At 42.6% G+C, this 18,243-nt stretch carries 10 protein-coding genes; 9 read left to right on the top strand and 1 reads right to left on the bottom strand.

The genetic code is table 11. The features are described from left to right. Window positions 1–9 precede the first annotated feature (9 nt). The 6 genes from HMPREF0659_RS06440 (at window position 10) to HMPREF0659_RS06410 (ending at window position 11,512) form a co-directional block, all read left to right on the top strand. Window positions 10–1,551, top strand: coding sequence for a YifB family Mg chelatase-like AAA ATPase (locus HMPREF0659_RS06440; RefSeq protein ID WP_013264826.1), 1,542 nt, complete (start codon window positions 10–12; stop codon window positions 1,549–1,551). A gap of 146 nt (window positions 1,552–1,697) precedes the next feature. Then, complete coding sequence (locus tag HMPREF0659_RS06435; protein WP_013263800.1) at window positions 1,698–2,411, top strand: DUF4919 domain-containing protein; 714 nt, start codon at window positions 1,698–1,700, stop codon at window positions 2,409–2,411. A 1,487-nt stretch (window positions 2,412–3,898) separates the two neighbouring features. After that, window positions 3,899–6,886 carry a SusC/RagA family TonB-linked outer membrane protein gene (locus tag HMPREF0659_RS06425; protein ID WP_013264848.1) on the top strand — a complete coding sequence of 996 codons (2,988 nt, stop codon included), beginning with the start codon at window positions 3,899–3,901 and terminating at the stop codon, window positions 6,884–6,886. A gap of 34 nt (window positions 6,887–6,920) precedes the next feature. Next, on the top strand, window positions 6,921–8,666 hold the full coding sequence (locus tag HMPREF0659_RS06420) for a RagB/SusD family nutrient uptake outer membrane protein (RefSeq protein WP_013264020.1): 1,746 nt from the start codon (window positions 6,921–6,923) through the stop codon (window positions 8,664–8,666). Window positions 8,667–8,696: 30 nt separating this feature from the next. Further along, window positions 8,697–9,932 (top strand): SusF/SusE family outer membrane protein, encoded by a 1,236-nt coding sequence (locus HMPREF0659_RS06415; RefSeq protein WP_013264232.1) that lies wholly within the window; start codon window positions 8,697–8,699, stop codon window positions 9,930–9,932. A gap of 131 nt (window positions 9,933–10,063) precedes the next feature. Continuing rightward, entirely contained in the window at window positions 10,064–11,512 is a 1,449-nt protein-coding gene (locus tag HMPREF0659_RS06410; RefSeq protein WP_013264742.1) for an alpha-galactosidase, read from the top strand. A gap of 604 nt (window positions 11,513–12,116) precedes the next feature. Here HMPREF0659_RS06410 and HMPREF0659_RS06405 read toward each other — a convergent pair. After that, the gene (locus HMPREF0659_RS06405; RefSeq protein ID WP_044045919.1) at window positions 12,117–14,582 is read right to left on the bottom strand and encodes a TonB-dependent receptor; all 2,466 of its coding nucleotides are present in this window, start codon (window positions 14,580–14,582) and stop codon (window positions 12,117–12,119) included. Window positions 14,583–15,444: 862 nt separating this feature from the next. On the opposite strand from HMPREF0659_RS06405, the gene HMPREF0659_RS06400 reads away from it, so the two are divergent. From HMPREF0659_RS06400 to pdxT, 3 genes are all read left to right on the top strand, one after another. Further along, on the top strand, window positions 15,445–16,422 hold the full coding sequence (locus HMPREF0659_RS06400; RefSeq protein WP_013264637.1) for a bifunctional hydroxymethylpyrimidine kinase/phosphomethylpyrimidine kinase: 978 nt from the start codon (window positions 15,445–15,447) through the stop codon (window positions 16,420–16,422). Window positions 16,423–16,704: 282 nt separating this feature from the next. Continuing rightward, a complete protein-coding gene (gene pdxS / locus HMPREF0659_RS06395) occupies window positions 16,705–17,577 on the top strand; it encodes a pyridoxal 5'-phosphate synthase lyase subunit PdxS (RefSeq protein ID WP_004360968.1) in 873 nt (290 codons plus the stop codon). Further along, the gene (gene pdxT / locus HMPREF0659_RS06390) at window positions 17,574–18,161 is read left to right on the top strand and encodes a pyridoxal 5'-phosphate synthase glutaminase subunit PdxT (protein ID WP_013263869.1); all 588 of its coding nucleotides are present in this window, start codon (window positions 17,574–17,576) and stop codon (window positions 18,159–18,161) included. Before pdxS ends, pdxT begins: the two co-directional genes overlap by 4 nt. Window positions 18,162–18,243: the final 82 nt, after the last annotated feature.

Here is an 18,243-nt window from a genome sequence, read left to right as displayed (position 1 = left end):
ACTAATATTGTGCTTGTAAAAACATTCTGTGCAGCTGTCAACGGAATGGAAGTCACCACCGTGACAGTCGAAGTTAGTATCACACGGGGCGTGTTGTTCCATCTTACCGGTCTTGCAGACGGAGCGGTAAAGGAAAGCCATGACCGTATAGCTGCAGCACTTCTTAATACTGGTTACAAGTTTCCTGTAGCCGATATCACCGCCAATCTTGCTCCTGCCGACCTCAAGAAGGAAGGCTCCAGTTTTGATCTCCCATTGGCAATAGCCATCTTGGCTGCCAATGAGAAGATGAGTTGTGACCGTTTGCGAGAGTTTATGCTTGTGGGAGAATTGAGCCTTGACGGTACTTTACAGCCTGTTAAAGGCATACTACCCATAGCTATCAAGGCACGTGCCGAGAAGTTTAAAGGTATCATTGTGCCGAAGGCTAATGAGCACGAAGCGGCTGTGGTAGACACGTTGGAGGTCTATGGAATGGATAATATCCTGCAAGTAATTGACTTCCTTAATGGTACATCTACTCCAGAACCTTGTTTTGTGGATACACGGAAAGAGTTTTACGAGCATCAATATGCTTTCGACCTCGACTTTGCTGATGTCCGTGGTCAAGAGAATGTGAAGCGAGCATTAGAGGTTGCAGCGGCTGGTGGGCATAATCTGATCATGGTTGGACCACCCGGAAGTGGAAAGAGTATGATGGCAAAGCGCCTTCCTTCTATCCTCCCTCCTTTGTCTCTTTCAGAGAGTTTAGAAACAACTCAGATTCACTCGATAGCTGGTAAGTTACGTCGTGACACAGGACTGATTACGCAACGTCCTTTCCGTAGCCCTCACCATACTATCTCTGAGGTTGCACTCGTGGGTGGTGGAGCCAATCCAATGCCGGGTGAAATAACCCTTGCACATAATGGAGTGTTATTCTGCGATGAGTTACCTGAGTTTAATAAACACACTTTAGAGGTACTTCGACAGCCTTTAGAGGATCGTCATATAACGATTTCACGTGCCAAATATACGGTTACTTATCCTTGTAGTTTCATGTTTGTAGCAAGTATGAATCCCTGTCCGTGTGGCTATTTTGCTGACCCTACGCATCATTGTGTTTGTACTCCAGGGCAGATTCAGAAGTATCTTGCTAAGATATCAGGTCCGTTAATGGACAGAATCGACATTCAGTGTGAGATTGCACCTCTCCCCTTCAAAGATATATCACAAGCAACACCGGGCGAGTCGAGTGCTGCTATTCGTGAACGTGTTATCCGTGCACGTGCTATTCAGACCGATCGCTTTAGCAGTTATCGTAATATTCATTGTAATGCGCAGATGTCTGAGCGTATGATTCATGAGTTTGCCGAGCCCGATGAAGCCTCTATTAAGTTACTCCGTGATGCTATGGAGCGTTTGAAACTGTCTGCTCGCGCCTATAACAGGATTCTAAAAGTAGCGCGTTCGATAGCCGACTTGGAAGAGTCTGAGGCTGTACAAGTACAGCATATCGCTGAGGCAATAGGGTATAGAAACTTGGATAGAAGCGACTGGGCTGAGAGATGAGAACACTCTCAGCCTTATAAAGATAAGGAAAACTAAGAAAACTATGACCCCTAAGATTACTCGAGATTCTAAGACAACTATATAAAGAAGAAATACAATAACACCCAAAGACTTAACAAATATAAAAAAACAAATTCAAAAAGACTATGAGAAAGTTGTTTGCTTTCGTGTTGTTGCTGCTATCGTTAGCAGTATCAGCACAGACGGATAAGACATTTATGTCTGTCAATTGGGATAAGATAAAGGCAGAAGTGAAAGCTAACCCACAGCATGTTCAGCAGTTAGTTGACATTCTTATCAATGTTGACGCTGATACCACATTGACTGCTGAGGACAAAATCTTGGCTGTTTATGGACGAACTTACCTTAATAATGGTAGGGATATGTTCATGGAACTTGATATGTCGAAAGCCAGGAACGAAGGTAAGTTTGATGTTGCTGCTACGCTTGCGGATAAGGTTCTTGCCAGCAATCCGCTTAATACCAATGCTATCGTGTCTAAGATTTATCATTTCAGAAAACTTTCAACCACCGAACCTGATAAATCATGGATGTTGAGCGATAGCCTTAAGGTCTATTCTGTTCGTTTATCACGCATTCTCGATACAATCTTCATGACTGGTGATGGTAGTAAGGAACATCCTTTCTCCGTGACATCAGTGGGGGATGAATATAACCTTGTTTACTTCTTCTTTGGTATTCCTAAGGTGAATAGTCAGATGGTAGTCGGTAGTTGTGACCGTCTTGTTTTGGGCGAAACGAATGCTAATTACACTTCTTCTGACATTTACTTTGATGTAAAACGAGTCTTTGAAATCGAGAGGTCTATGTTTGAACAGCAAGGAGGAAAGGGGAAGTAAGTTGGTTTAACCCAAATCGGTCATCAGACCACAATATATATCGTTCTTCTTACTGTGGTATTGTTTCCTAACATCTTTTATTTTCTTATCGGCATCTTGTCTGTCTTTGTAGCTTGACGTAGCCCGCTACGCCTGCGTTCCAAAGCCAAACAATTTGCTCGATAATAAAATAAAATATGTTTAGGCTCTAATGACCGATTTGGGTTAAAAGGTGCTTTCACGCTTTTCTATTTTCTTTATTGAGATATCACAATAGTCATACCCCTTCCCAGTTGGGAAGGGGCTTTTTGTTGTTTTAGCTTTGCTTTTGTAATTATTTTTCACATCTTCGCTTTTAAAAGATGCTCTTTTGGCTTCGAAAAGACGCCCAATTGACTTGCAAAAGATGCCCTTTTGAGGTCTAACTAACGCCCTTTTGAAGTCCAATTAAGCACCTTTTGAATTGCGGTTTTGTAAGTCTTTGATTCCTTGTTAGTTACATCGGGCTTCTTGTTAGTCCTTATAATGCCCTTTTAGGGTGAATTTCTCGCGTTATTTTGTCAATATATTTCAATGTTCTTAGATGATTTTCTCGTACGTTCTAATACATATGATTTACAGAAAAAACAAATGGTCTTCAGAATTTTGGAGTGATCATAATGCATCTTAGCTTAGGTCTCTGTCGAAATGTCACACAGAGGGACGGAGAGTACGGAGGGATATCAAAGCAAGCACTGGTAGTCACGGAGGCACCGTCGGTGCGTGGAGCGACGGAGATAGTTTGCTAATTCTGTTAGCAATTTATATACAAAGCGTTCATACCAAAGGATTTATCAGAAATCTGTACGCTACACCTCCGTCACTCTTTGTGCCATCGGCACCTCCGTGATATTGTCTTTATCTCCGTCCTCTCCGTAGCTCTGTGTGCCTTATTTATATAAGCGTTTTAGTTTATCACTCCATATTTCGGATGAGTCAGAAAAATCTTTAAGATAGCACAGATAAGTCTTTTTGAGTATATTCTTCGATTTAAAATGATTTAAACCAATCTTTGTCTTAATTCTCTTAGTCCTAAATTCTGTCCTTAGTCAGTATGGCTTAAAGTAGTTGAAACTTCAATTTTTGCCCATTTCATCGATAATTAAGGTGCTCAAAAAGGGGTTAAAGCAATGTGAAAAATCAGTCTTTCTGCTTGTTATCCAAGTCGTTTTGAGCTTGTTGTGAACTGATATTAAAAGAGCGACATATGAGGTTTTCTATATAGATTGAAGTTTTGTTAGATGTTAATACTTGTTTTCAAAGCTTATATTTGTTATTATATTTATTTGTATATTATATGTCGTAAGTTATTGATAATCAGTAAAGAGTATTTGTAAAATTATTACACTTCTTGTTATTGTCTATTATAAAGCCCTAATTTCGTGTATCTTTGCATACACCTTTTTAAAAAGGGTTCCCGTTTACAAAGACAGGAAATAATTTTAAAAACATAAATCAAATCAACAATCATGAAACCATTGCAAACTGAGAGCAGTTCATGGCGTAAGATTCTTGCCGTATTGGTGGGACTCATCTGCACCTTGAACGTAGCAGCTCAACAAATCAATGTAAAAGGTTCGGTAACTGACCAGCATGGTGACCCCGTCATCGGCGCAACCATTATGGAGCAGGGAACCAAGAATGGTGTGGTGACAGATATCGATGGAAACTTCGCACTGTCTGTTGCAAGTCCAAAATCACGACTCCGTGTGACTTATATCGGTTATAAGACTCAGGAGTTACCTGTGAACAATCAGACCGATTTCAAAATCAAGTTGCAGGAAGACGCTGCTAACCTTGATGAGGTCGTTGTCGTTGGTTACGGTACGATGGATAAGAAGGAGTTGACCTCAGCTGTCTCTCACGTATCTTCTAAGAACTTCACACAGGTAGCAAGTGTAGACCCATCTATGATGATTCAAGGTAAGGTGGCTGGTGTTAGTATTACCAATACTGGTGCTGGTGACCCTAACAATCAGGCAAGTATTCAGGTGCGTGGTGTCTCATCTCGTGCTGCAGGACTTGGTCCATTGATTGTCATCGATGGTGTACCAGGTGGTAACCTTACTAATATTAACCCAAATGATATCGAAAGCTACGACGTCCTCAAGGATGGTGCAGCTTCTGCTATCTATGGTACACGTGGTTCTAATGGTGTCATCCTCGTTACAACTAAGAAGGGTGCACGCGACGGAAACCTCCACACCTATTATAATGGATCTATCGCTTTAGATGTCATTAAGAAGGACCTTGATATGCTCTCACCTGATGAGTATCGTGCCAACCGATTGGCTTCTGGTACTGGTTATGACCTTGGTGGTTCAACAGACTGGATGAAGGAAGTGAGCCGTGTTGGTGTTCGCACTGTTCATACATTGACACTTAGTGGTGGTAATATCAAGTCAAATTACCGTGCATCGGTAGACTATCGTGATGCAAAGGGTATTGATAAGTACTCTGGTCGTCAGGAGTATGGTGCTCGTATCAGCTTGAACCATACAACCAACAATGGCTTGATAACCTTCGGTTTGAATATCGCTCCACGTGTTGCCTATCGTAAGAATGCTACTTGGGATGTGTTCCGTAATGCTTTAGAGGCTAACCCTACGACTCCTATTTGGGACCCACAGAATCCTGCGCTGTACTATAACTTTAAGGGACAGCCTGCTGAGTGGAACCCTATTGAGCAGGAGAAGAGACGTAAAGATACTGGTACAACAAAGTTGATTGACTGGGATGGTACCGTTAAGTTGAATCTCTTCCCATTGTTATTGACCAATCCTGGAAAGCAGGTGTTGACAACACAGTTGACATTCGCTGACCATCAGTATGATAACTATAACCAGTGGTTTAGCCCATCAACCAACACCCGTACTATTAATGCAGGTCGTGATGGTGAAGCATCACAGAATTATAAAAAGGAATCTCTCCATAGTTTGGAGTGGATTAACAACTATAGCAACTCTTTTGGTAATCACAACTTAAAGGCTATGTTTGGTTACTCTTATCAAGAGGCACTGTACTCAGGCTTCAATGCAGAGAATAAGGACTTCCCTAACGATGCTCTTGAGGACAACAACTTAGGAACAGGTAAGTTCATGAAGAAGAAAGACGAGCTTGGTATGGGTTCTTATAAGAATGGTTACAAGCTGATTGCATTCTTCGGACGTGTAAGCTATGATTGGAAGGGACGTTATATGTTGACAGCTTCTTTGCGTCATGAGGGTTCAACAAAGTTCGGTGAGCATTACAAGTGGGGTAACTTCCCAGCTGTGTCTGCTGGTTGGCGTATCTCTGACGAGGCCTTTATGGCAGGAACAAAGAGTTGGTTGACCGACTTGAAACTCCGTGCTGACTTCGGTGTGACAGGTAATCAGGACTTCGAATCATACAAGTCACTTGACACAATGACTGGCTTTGGTTATTATATGTATAATGGCAAGTCTTATCAAGTATGGGGTCCTGGTAAGAATCCAAACGATGACTTGCACTGGGAGAAGGGTAAGAACTGGAACGTCGGACTTGATTGGGCGTTGTTCAATGGTAACCTCTTCGGTTCTTTCAACTACTTCAATCGTACACAGCAAGACCTCTTGGGTGATTATAACGTGACTGTTCCACCTTATTTGTTTACGACAACTTTCGTGAACGTAGGTACTATGCGTAACAGTGGTTTCGAGTTTGATGTAACTTGGAATGCTATTAAGAAGAAGGACTTCACCTATACACTCAATGTTGTAGGAGCAACAATGGGTAATGAGTTCGTTAAGTTCAGCAATAGTAAGTTTGTTGGTCAGGACTTCTATTACATGGTTAATACACAGGATCCATACCCATTCCATACACTGCAACGTATCGAGAAGGGACGCCGTATCGGTAGCTTCTATATGTGGAAGTATGCTGGTATCACTTCTGATGGTAAGTGGATTGTTTATGACAAGGATGGTGATAAGGTCTTAGCAGACAATGCTACAGATGACGATCGTCAGTTTGTTGGCAATGGTCTTCCAAAGTTCACGGGTTCTATGACACATAGTTTCCGTTATAAGAACTTAGATGCTTCATTGTTCTTCCAGACAGCTTTGGGCTTTGATATCTTCAATATCCATGACTTCTATTATGGTATTAAGAACTTCCAAGGTAATGTAATGGATAAAGCATACAGTAAGAACCTTGCAGTATCACAGAACCCTATCGTCTCAGACTACTTCCTTGAGCCTGGTGACTACTTGAAGCTCTCTTCTGTAAGTCTTGGTTATACCTTAGATATGAAGAAGAAGTATCTTAGCTCTGTTCGTATCTATGCAACTGCAACCAACCTCTTTACGATTACGAAGTTCTCTGGTGTAGACCCTTCTACCTATCAGTTGAATGGCTTGACACCAGGTGCTACGGGTTCACGTACATACTATCCATCAACACGCCAGTTCATGTTAGGATTGCAAGTTGACTTCTAAAACAATCGTTCAATCATTTAGATAATGAAAAGCAATGAATAAGTTATATAAATACGCAGCATTGTTAGCAGTGCCTGCGGCTCTTATGACAGCCTCAAGTTGTACTGATCTTAGTGAGACACTGTACGACCAAGTGGCATCAAGCAACTATTATAATACGAAGGATGACGTTATTCGTGCAGTACTTCGTCCATTCGAACATGGCTTCTGGAGTATCCAGAGTCGCCATGTATTGAATGAAGAAACAGCCGACCAATTGATTACTCCTACCCGTGAAGACTGGTGGGATGATGGTGGTCGTTGGGCTCGTATGCACCGCCATAAGTGGATTAACACGAATGGTGAGGCTCAGTCTGAGTTCAATGGTTGCTATCAAGGTATCGGACAGGCTAATAAGGTTATTGAAGACCTTAATACACTCTCTGCGTCAAAGTTTGGTTTTTCAGAAGCAGAGTTTGCTAACCTTCGCGCACAGAACCACGTTCTCCGTGCATGGTATTATCTTCGTCTGTTAGATGCGTTCCGTAATGTCTACTACTCTGTTGGCTTCAAAGACCTATCACAGAACTCTAAAGGCCAGGTTCCACCACGTCAGATCTTCGACTTTATAGAGAAAGAATTGAAGGATGCTTTACCTGATTTGGTTAAGAAGGCTTCCCTCGGTGGTAATGGCAACATTGAAGGTCAGTGGACACAAGCTGGTGCAGCTGCATTGTTGGTTCGCTTGTATATGAATGCACAGGTTTATGTTGGTGAAGACCGCTATGCTGATGCAGAGAAGTATGCACAGGACATTCTTGATGGTAAGTATGGTACATACGCTGTAGCTGACCGTTGGGACGCTGCTTTCGATTGGGATAATGACAAGTGTGATGAGGTTATCTTCGCATTCCCAAGCTCTCAGGGCGAGACACACTGGCACTACAAGGGTGATGTGTATTGGTGGACTACTCCATCTAAGGCTAATGACTGGTTGAAGGATAAGAAGTGTAAGGAAGGTTCACACAACCTCAAGTACTCTGCTTCACCATCTTATAACCCTAAGGGAGAGAAGTATAACTTCGAGTTAGGTATGCCTATCGCTCAATTCAAGAAGTATCCATCAGACGTTCGACTAAAGATGTACAAGAACTTAAACAATGGTCGACGTGAGGGTATGTTCATCTTCGGTAAGATTCAATATATTGATGATGACGGACATCCACAGTATTTGAAGGATCACAATGGTAGATATGTTCTTGACATACGTGATGCTGTTGGTAAGTTTGGTGCTACTGATGGTAGTAAGTGGCTCAATAAGACTGAAAGTAGACTTGAGGATGGTGACGACAACTCTGGTTGGATGTTCGCTAAGTATCCTCTCTATCCAGATACTGAAGAGGACCTTCAGCTTGAAGCAGACTACTGTGAGGTTCGTCTCCCAGAGATTATCTATAGCCTTGCAGAGTGTAAGCTGCGCAAGGGAGATGCTACTACAGCAGGTAAACTCTTGAACATGGTACGCAAGCGTAACTATCCTTCTTCTGATTGGAGCACTGTTCTCTATGCCCCAGAAGGTACAGCAACCCTCGATATGAAGGAGATGTTGGCAGAGTGGGGACGTGAGTTCTTCGCAGAGGGACGTCGCCGTATCGACTTGATTCGCTTTGGTAAGTTCGAAGATGCATGGTGGGATAAGGAGGCAGATGCCGATAAGCACATCGAAATCTTCCCATTCCACCCAGACATCATGGGTGCTCATAAGGACATGAAGCAGAACCCTGGTTATGATGGCAACTAATTTATTAAATGATTAAAACCTATTCGTAAGATGAAATCAATAGTTAAATATGGTATGGCACTATTGGCTCTTTTAGCGCCAATAACCTTCCAATCATGTCATGATGATAAGGATATCGTGGTCATCACAGAAGAGCTTCCATTGAAGGTCGACCATCTCTATATGGTGGGTGATGCTACCCCTGCTGGGTGGAGCATTGACAATCCATACGAGATGACACGTGATACAGAGAATAAATATTTCTTTACTTATCATGGTAAACTAAAGACTGGCGAGATTAAGTTGCCACTCTCAAAGGGTGATTGGGGTGCTACATTCGTTTACGCACCTGCCGCTGATACTGAAATCAATGATAAGGGTGTTGCCAGCGATGCGATTGATATTCGCAAAGGTGGTGCTGATAATAAGTGGAAGGTAACAAAGACCGGTATCTATACCTTCGCTGTCGACCTCCGCACACGTAAGCTTACTGTTACTTATGAGGGTGAAGAACCAGCAGGTCCAATCCTTCCTATCGAGTCTGAGTGGTTGTCATTTATCGGTAATGCAACGCCATACGGTTGGGATATTGATGGCTTGAAAGCAAAGGTACAGGACGGTTCAGCTAAGTTTGCTAAGACCTCTTCTAATCCTTTACAGTTTACATATGAGGGTCATTTAAACTTAGGTGAGTTCAAGTTGTCATTTGACAAATCAGATGGATGGAACAACATGATTCAAGCACCTGTAGCTGATTGTGAGTTCAACCATGATGGTCCTGCAAAGCAGGGTATGGTTGTTGGTGGCGATGACAATAAGTGGAAGGTAACAGAAGCTGGTACTTATACTATTGTATTCGACCTCACAAAGCATGAAATCAAGGTAACGAAGTTTGTCGCTGATGCACCTGCTCCAGCTGCACCATCACCTTGGGATACTGAGAATGTATATATGATTGGTAGCGCAACTCCTGCAGGATGGTCTGTTGACAATGGTGTTTCTATCACAAAGACAGGCGATCATGTCTTCTCTATTGAAGTTCAGTTGGCTGAAGGCGAAATGAAGTTTATGCTCGATAAGTCTGGTTTCTCAAGCGATAAGCCTTATTTCTTTGCTCCAGAAGAGAACACAGTCATCAACGAAACAGGTGTAGCTAAGGATGCACTTGCCTATGGTACTGAAAGTTCTTATGGTGACAAGAAGTGGAAGGTCACTAAGGCTGGAAAGTATAAGCTGACACTTGACTTGAAGAACAAGAAGTTCAAGGCTGAATACATAAGCGCATAACAGAGTTTAAAAACATAAATAACCGGTTAGCTGGTGCTCCAATGCATGGGTTTTGTAAGTATAATGCATGGATTTTATTAGGCTAAAGGCACACAGCTACCGGTTAAAACTACTTATGATAGAATAAAACAATGAAGAAATATTTTTTAGCAAGCTTGGCTTTCGCTGCTCTTCTGACAAGTTGTAACAGCAATGAATGGGACGTAACCAGCGATCTGAGCGTTGATAAGACTGACCCAACAGTAGGTCTTACACCTGTTGCAGAGGCTGAAGGTATGGACTATGCGCCACTTTACTGGAGTGTATATGGTCATCTTCGTGCACAGGAGAAGGCTGGCTCATTCCCAAATATCTTCACAGAGCAAGACTGGGATGAGGCTATTGACTACGTAGCAACCAATCTTAAGTCACATGGCTATGACATGCTTGTTACCGATGGTTTCGCTTCAATGAGTGGTGACGATGGTTACATGACACGTTATAGCCGTACTGCAAAAGATGAGAGTTCTCCAGAAGTTCCTTTGACAACTATTGTTGCTAAGTTGAAGGTGAAGGGTTTGAAACTTGGTGTTTACGATAGTCCATTCTGGTATCATTATACCAATCCTAATGCCGTTATCCCAGGAACTGATGGTATCAAGGTGAGCAGTCTGGCTTACGATCCAGCAAAAGATAAAGACATTAAGCATCCTGGTTCAAAGGATCAGTTTGGTTGGGTAGTAACAGATCACCCAGGTGCAGAGCAGTATTTTGAAGGATTCTTCAAGCACTATTCTGATTTAGGCGTGAAGTTCGTACGTATGGACTTCCTCTCTTGGTATGAAGATGGTATGAACTATACTGACGTTATCGATAAGGGTTATGGCCGTGAGCGTTATGTAAAGGGTATGCAGTGGATTAACAAGTATGCGCAGAAGTATGGCGTATATGTTTCACTTGTAATGCCTCACTTGCGTAATAATGCTCTCATCGAGAGATATGCAGGTAATATGGTACGTATTGATGCCGATGCTCTTGAGGGTTCTTGGTATCGTTTCTCTGATAACAACCGTGGTAGCCTTCGTGGTGGATGGCCAAACTCTGAGAATGCCTTTGATGGTTTCATCAATTGGTCAAAGATTTCTGGTCGTAAGAAGATTCGTCTTGATGGCGACTTCATTCGTATCGGAAGCTATGCTGACGATAATGAGAAGATGTCTGTTATCTCTCTTCCTTTGATGGCAGGTGGTCCTATCTCTATCACAGATATGCCAACTGGCAACGACTTGAAGTTCTTCCAGAACGACGAGATGCTTGCTTTGCAGAAGGATGGTTTTGTTGGTCAGCCATTGGAGCGTAACCTTTGGAACACTGATGGTGAGGTATGGTACGGTCAGATGAAGGATGGCTCTTGGGTTATCGGTCTCTTCAATCGTGATCAGGCAGCTGCAACTCGTTCTATCGACTTGACAAAGGTTGGTATTACTGGTACTTGGTCTGCACGTGATCTTTGGAAGCATGCTGATGAGGGTACTGTAAGCGATAAGATTGAGGCAGTCATCCCTGCACATGGCTGTAAGATAATCAAGCTGACAAAATAAAAACCTTACCTGCTGATTACTTAATCAGTAGAAGATTATAAACAATCGGGCCAAACGGAAGAAACCGTTTGGCCCGATTTTGTTATAGGGCTTATTAGGCTTATTGGGCTAATAAGGCTAATAAGCCTAATTATTTCTATTAGCCTAATAAGCCAAATTAGGCTAATTGGTCCAATTAGGCTAATAAGCCCAATAAGCCCAATAGGGCAAATAGCCTATTGTTTTGTCATAATTTTTCATATCTTGATTTTTAATAGCTGCTCTTTTGGCTTTGAAAAGACGCTCAATTGGCTTGCAAAAGATGCCCTTTTGAGGTCTTACTAACGCCCTTTTGAAGTCCAATTAAGCACCTTTTACTTTACGGCTTTATAAGTCTTTGATTACTTGTTAGTTATAAATAGGGCGTAAGTAGTCGTTTTTATTCCTGCAATTTGTGAAAAATAGCCTTGTTGTTGTAAATATATTTCGTAGCGTGTGTGGCGTGGTACTAAAGTAGGTTTGCTTGTATTCGCTTTGTTTGGGTTGTATAAAACAAAGCAGCCACATTACCAGTGGGGCAATGCGGCTGCGACCTAAGTTTCAATAAAATAATTCAGAGAGTATCTTATAGTTTAACGCTGAGACCGACATACCATGTTGCGCCGTATACTGGAGCATACATGAAGGCTGCGTCGTCTGTGTGTTTCTCGTCCTGAATATAGCTGAAGATGTTCTTAGCACCTGCATAAACCGTACATGTACCGAAACGTTTTGCAGCACGGCAGTTGAAGATCATGAAGGTGTTTGTCTTCTTAATTTTTGATGTTGCACCATCGTCCTCAGAGTTGTAGTCGATGAACATTCTTCCCTGTAATGAGCTTGTGAGAGAGAAAGTCCAAGTGCCAGGGGTATAATCGAGGTCGATATCGCCAGTCATTGCTGGGAAACGAGAGATGTTGCGACTGTCTTTAGCATACTGCAGACGCTGTGGGAACTCTTTTACAGTCTCATCGTTAGGGTCTGACCAGTCTGCACGCTCGTGCTTAAACTTACCTTGATTGAAGGTCCAGTTAATACCAGCATTGAAGTTGCGGAAGAGGTTTGCCTTTGCACCTAATTCTACACCTTGTACATAGGCATCGTCAACATTCTCCCACTGGTAAGAATAACCGAACTTTTTAACCTCATCGTCTGCAGGAGAGAACTGAATCTTATCCTTCAAGTTGGTGCGGAAGATGTTGATGCTGAACTGATACTTCTTAGCATAATAGTCTGCTGAGAGGTTGTAGCTAATAGCACGCTCACCCTTGAGGTTAGATGATTTCCATACACGTGGCGAACCACTACAGAGGTGGAGGTCCTCAGAGAATCCGTAAGGAGCACGGAAACCTGTACCTACATTAGCACGAAGAACGAGTGAAGGAGTCAGTTCATATTTGATAGCAATACGAGGATTGACGGTTGTCTTACTAAACTTAGTAGTTGGGAAGGCACTATCAGAAACCTTTACGCTGGTAGCATACTCCTCACCAGAGCTATGAGAGTCGACACGGATACCTGGTACAACGGTCAACTTTGGTGTCACGTTCCACTCATCCTGTACGAAGAAGCCAACCTCGTTAGCATGCTTCTTGCCAATAGAAGTGTAAGGAACGCCATAGTATGGACTTGTCTTCTCGTCCTCAGCAGAGATGACATAGAGTCCAGTCTCACGCAAACGAGTGAAATAACCCTGTACACCACCAAGCAATGTATGGTTGCCAAGGATAGAAGTGAAGGTGAGCGATGGTGTCACCGTATTCTCCTTAGCAATGTATGGACGCATCATAGAAACGTCAGGTTCCGCACCATCCTCGTCAGGATGTGCTGGATCCTTGTGAGAATCCATGTAGTCATGAAGGAAGGTATCGTTTGTTGCCTGACGCTTATGATATACATACGCTGTTGTGAGGTTCAATTCTGAGTGCTTACCGATAGGCAAGGTGTAAGCAAGGTCAGCTGAAAGACGGTTGGTACGGATGTCTTCTGTACCATCAGTGTATGGGTTCATATATTGATCATTCGTCATGACACCACCGAAACGGTGCTCATCAATCGCCTTACCACGCAGTACGAGCTTATCGTTCTTAGCAAAAGGCTGATAGAAGTAAAGGCTGAAACCAAGGTTATTCATCGTCTCATCTACGCGATCAGAGATACCATCCTTGTTCTTTACTTCCTTACGTGTAAGACCATTCTGTGTGCGGTCGATAGCATCCATCTGTGTACGCTGTGCGAATACACTCAGACCGATGTTGTTATAACGCATAGATCCAGAAGCCTTATAGCTCTTGAAGCCAAAGTTTCCGAACTGAATATCACCATTAACAGATGGCTCAAAGGTTGGTTCCTTTGATATAATGTTGATAGCACCAGCAACGGCACTACTTCCATAGAGGGCTGAACCGGCACCCTTAACTACCTCAAGGCGGTCGATGTCATTGGTTCCAATCTGCTGCAAACCGTAAACACCAGCAAGACCAGAGTAGATTGGCTCACCATCGATGAGTACCTGTGTGTGCTCAGCACCCAATCCTTGCATACGAACCTCAGAGAAATTACAGAACTGGCACTGCTGTTCTACGCGGATGCCTGGTACACCTTCAAGTGCTTCGTATAAGTTCTGGGCATTCTTCTTAGTGATAGCCTGTGATGTCAGAACCTCTGTACGGATAGGAACATCCTTTACAAAGTGGCTGGTACGAGTACCAGTTACAACGACCTGGCTTAACTCTAATGGGTCTTTTTCCAGTTCAAAGTAGACTTCAGAACCTTTATTATTAACCATGTCTACCTCTTTTTCCTGCTGCTGATAACCAGCGAGTGTAGCTATGATAACTTGCCTTCCTACAGGAAGATTACTTAATTTAAAGTGACCCGAAGCATCGCATTGAGTTTTAAGGTTCGTACCTTTTACTTGGATTACGGCATGAGAAAGGTGCTTTCCACCTTCTTTTGCCTTCACATCACCGAAGAGCATTGCGTCGGTGTTTTGTGCCATGGATACAAGAGAGCATAATATGGCGGTCAAGATTAGTAAATATTTCTTCATTTTGTTATTAAATGGTTTGTAAATAACTTTGCAAAGTTATGTTTTTTTTTATAAATGTGTCAATACCTAATAGTAGGTATTGTGAAGGTTCTTCCGTTAAATACATAGATTGTTAATAGAATGAGATTCATCCACATACATGGTATGATTTCCTCCAATAAGATTGTTTTATAAAGGCTCAACACCCAATAACCATCCCTCAACACAACAACCATCACCCAACACCAGTATAATTACCTCCAATAAGATGCTTTTATAAAGGGGGATAAACTACATGATAAATGTCATTAGGTACGAAGTCTATCTGTCTTCACAAACAACTTATTCCTATTGGCCTAATTAGGCTATTTGGTCTAATTGGGCTAATTAGGCTAACAACTTATTATTCTGTCATAATTTTTCACATCATAATTTTGAATACATGCTCTTTGGGCTTCTAAAAGACGCCCTTTTAGCTTGCAAAAGGTGCCCTTTAAGACCCTTATTAACGCCCTTTTGAAGTCTAATTAAGCACCTTTTCTTATACCGTTTTATAACTAATTGACTTACTGTTGGTTGCAAACCTGCTTCTTATATGTGTTTTTGCCATTATTTACAGATGTTTTAATTGAAATTATGTAATGATTTTTCAAATTCTTATCTACATGTTTTCGAAGTCTTAAAATGAAAATGTTTTCAATGAAAGTGGATGATAATAGGGTGGATAGATTCCTTTGATGTAGGTGAGTCTATAAGTTTTTTGATTGCTGTAAGGCTAATAAGGTTAATCAGACTGATAAGCCTAATAAAAGTCAGAAATGTAGTTTTTCTTGTCAATTTAGGAATAACTCTTGCAGGTTTCAATATTTTCAATTTACTTTGTATGCAAAACAATAAACCTAAACTGTTGAAGACAATTCTCACAATAACAGGTTCAGATAGCACTGGTGGCTCTGGTGTGCAGGCTGATATCAGAACGATAGCAACCTTAGGAGGCTATGCTGTGTCGGCTGTAACGTCTGTCACGGTGCAGAATACCTTGGGTATTCAGGCTTTCTATGACCTTCCTGCGGAGATTGTCAGAGGACAGATTGAGGCGATTATCAATGATATGCAGCCTGACACGGTAAAGGTGGGAATGATTAGAACCATAGAGACCTTGGCTGTCGTGGTGGATGCACTGTTGAAGTATCGTCCTCACCATATTATATATGACCCAATAGTGACGGCAAGTAATGGTGACAGATTGATGACAGATGACGTGATAACACAGATACGTTGTCGTTTGCTGCCACTTTGTTCGCTTGTCATTCTGCGTGAAGGAGAGGCTGAAAGAATCTTTGATTGTTCTTCGTTGAAAGGAGAAGGACGTCGAACTGTACGCTCATTTGTGTTGGACGACCCTTTACAGCATGGTCTTGCCAATAGTTTTTCGTCAGCACTTGCAGTCTATCTTAGCCAAGACGAGCCGATGGATGAAGCGTTACAACATGCTCGGGAGTATGTCAGAACGCTTGTAGCAAGGAAGAGTGATATCAGTGGACGGAGTAGTCAGCTGTATAATGAATTCTTAGAAGCTGTTCAGTTGCATTATCATACGAATCGTGATGTTGCCTTTTATGCTGACTGTCTGAATGTTTCTCCACGTTATCTGTCGCAGGTGGCGCATAGAATATCTGGTAAATCTCCCAAATGTATCATTGACCATACACTGGCAGAGGTACTTGCCTGTCAGCTTCGAACGACACAGAAGACCATTCAAGAGATTGCATATGAGCATGGTTTTGCCTCACAAGCTCAGTTCTCTAAGTTCTTTAAGAAGCAGATGGGACAGACTCCGAGTGAGTGGCGAAGGTCGTAGGGGGACCTCCCCCAGCCCCTCCAAAGGAGGGGAGAGCCTAACGGGATAAAGTAGGGGACAACTCTATAAGTCCCCAAGGTTGTAACATCAAGGAGGTGAGAGCCTAATGGGATGAAGTAGGGGACAGCATGTAGGCTTTTAAAGCTCATAAATCTGTGTATTGTTCTTACGCTTTTCTCATCGTTTTAAAAGGAATTTCTAATATTAACTAACACATATAACATCTTCATGTACACTCATTCGTGAGTGAAACATGGTAGAAATCTAAAAAATTAAAGTAATATGGCAAATAGACAAGAACTAAACCGCAACCTCGCTCAGATGTTAAAAGGCGGTGTAATCATGGACGTAACAACACCAGAGCAGGCGCGTATCGCTGAGGCTGCAGGTGCTTGTGCAGTAATGGCATTGGAACGTATCCCAGCTGATATTCGTGCTGCTGGTGGCGTTTCACGCATGAGTGACCCAAAGATGATTAAAGGCATTCAGGAGGCTGTGACGATTCCTGTAATGGCAAAGTGCCGTATTGGTCATATCGCTGAGGCTCAGATTCTGCAGGCAATTGAGATTGATTACATTGATGAAAGTGAAGTTCTATCTCCTGCTGATAATATCTATCATATTGACAAGACACAATTTGAGGTGCCATTCGTTTGTGGTGCACGTAATTTGAGCGAAGCATTGCGCCGTATTGCAGAGGGTGCAACGATGATTCGTACAAAGGGTGAGCCTGGTACAGGTGATGTTGTGCAGGCTGTTAGCCATATGCGTTTGATGCAGAGTCAGATTCGTGAACTCGTTAGTAAGCGTGAGGACGAACTCTTTGAGGCTGCTAAGCAGTTGCAGGCTCCGTACGATCTCGTGAAGTATGTACATGAGAATGGTAAGCTTCCTGTAGTGAATTTCGCTGCGGGTGGTGTGGCAACTCCTGCTGATGCTGCATTGATGATGCAGTTAGGTGCTGAGGGTGTGTTTGTTGGTTCTGGTATCTTCAAGAGTGGTGATCCAGCTAAGCGTGCTGCAGCTATCGTTAAGGCAGTTACAAACTATAATAACCCTAAGGAGTTGGCTGCATTGTCAGAAGACTTGGGTGAGGCTATGGTTGGTATCAACGAGCATGAAATTGAAGTGCTCATGGCTGAGCGTGGACAATGAGAATTGCCGTTCTTGCCCTGCAGGGAGCATTCTTAGAGCATGAAATGATGCTCCGTAAACTGGGGATTGATTGCTTTGAGGTGCGCCGATTGGAGGATTGGCAACAGGAGAAAGATGGATTGATAATCCCAGGTGGTGAGAGTACCACGCAAGGAAAGCTCCTTCGTGACCTCAGTTTGCTTGATCCTATCCGTGAAGCTATCGAAGCGGGATTGCCGGTCTTTGGTACTTGTGCGGGTTTAATACTCCTTGCTCGTGAGGTAGAGGGGAATAGTCCGTCTGCTCCAGTTCCTCCTCGATTGGGTACAATGAATATGACAGCTGCCCGTAATGCTTACGGTCGTCAGTTGGGTAGTTTCCATACGGAGGCTCCTTTTAAGGGGATTGATGGCGATATCCCAATGACTTTCATCCGTGCACCTTATATAAAGGAGTCTGCTGATGAGGTAGAAACCCTTTCAGAGGTTGATGGTCATATCGTAGCTGCTCGCCAAGGAAACCAACTTGTTACTGCTTTTCATCCAGAATTGGATAGTGATATGCGTGTGCATGAATACTTCTTGGAAATGGTGAAGGGTAGATGATACCTTAAAGGAAAGTATATCTAAATAATGAATATAGGCTGTTACAGATGCTCATTAGCGCCTGTAGCAGCCTATATATGTT

Source organism: Prevotella melaninogenica ATCC 25845 (assembly GCF_000144405.1).
GTDB lineage: Bacteria > Bacteroidota > Bacteroidia > Bacteroidales > Bacteroidaceae > Prevotella > Prevotella melaninogenica.
This window is presented reverse-complemented; position numbering and strand designations above follow the sequence as displayed.

Coding starts and splice junctions, on each gene's coding strand:
- pdxT (WP_013263869.1), top strand. CDS start 17,574: ATGAGAATTGCCGTTCTTGCCCTGCAGGGAGCATTCTTAGAGCATGAA.
- pdxS (WP_004360968.1), top strand. CDS start 16,705: ATGGCAAATAGACAAGAACTAAACCGCAACCTCGCTCAGATGTTAAAA.
- HMPREF0659_RS06435 (WP_013263800.1), top strand. CDS start 1,698: ATGAGAAAGTTGTTTGCTTTCGTGTTGTTGCTGCTATCGTTAGCAGTA.
- HMPREF0659_RS06420 (WP_013264020.1), top strand. CDS start 6,921: ATGAATAAGTTATATAAATACGCAGCATTGTTAGCAGTGCCTGCGGCT.
- HMPREF0659_RS06410 (WP_013264742.1), top strand. CDS start 10,064: ATGAAGAAATATTTTTTAGCAAGCTTGGCTTTCGCTGCTCTTCTGACA.
- HMPREF0659_RS06400 (WP_013264637.1), top strand. CDS start 15,445: ATGCAAAACAATAAACCTAAACTGTTGAAGACAATTCTCACAATAACA.
- HMPREF0659_RS06405 (WP_044045919.1), bottom strand. CDS start 14,582: ATGAAGAAATATTTACTAATCTTGACCGCCATATTATGCTCTCTTGTA.
- HMPREF0659_RS06425 (WP_013264848.1), top strand. CDS start 3,899: ATGAAACCATTGCAAACTGAGAGCAGTTCATGGCGTAAGATTCTTGCC.
- HMPREF0659_RS06415 (WP_013264232.1), top strand. CDS start 8,697: ATGAAATCAATAGTTAAATATGGTATGGCACTATTGGCTCTTTTAGCG.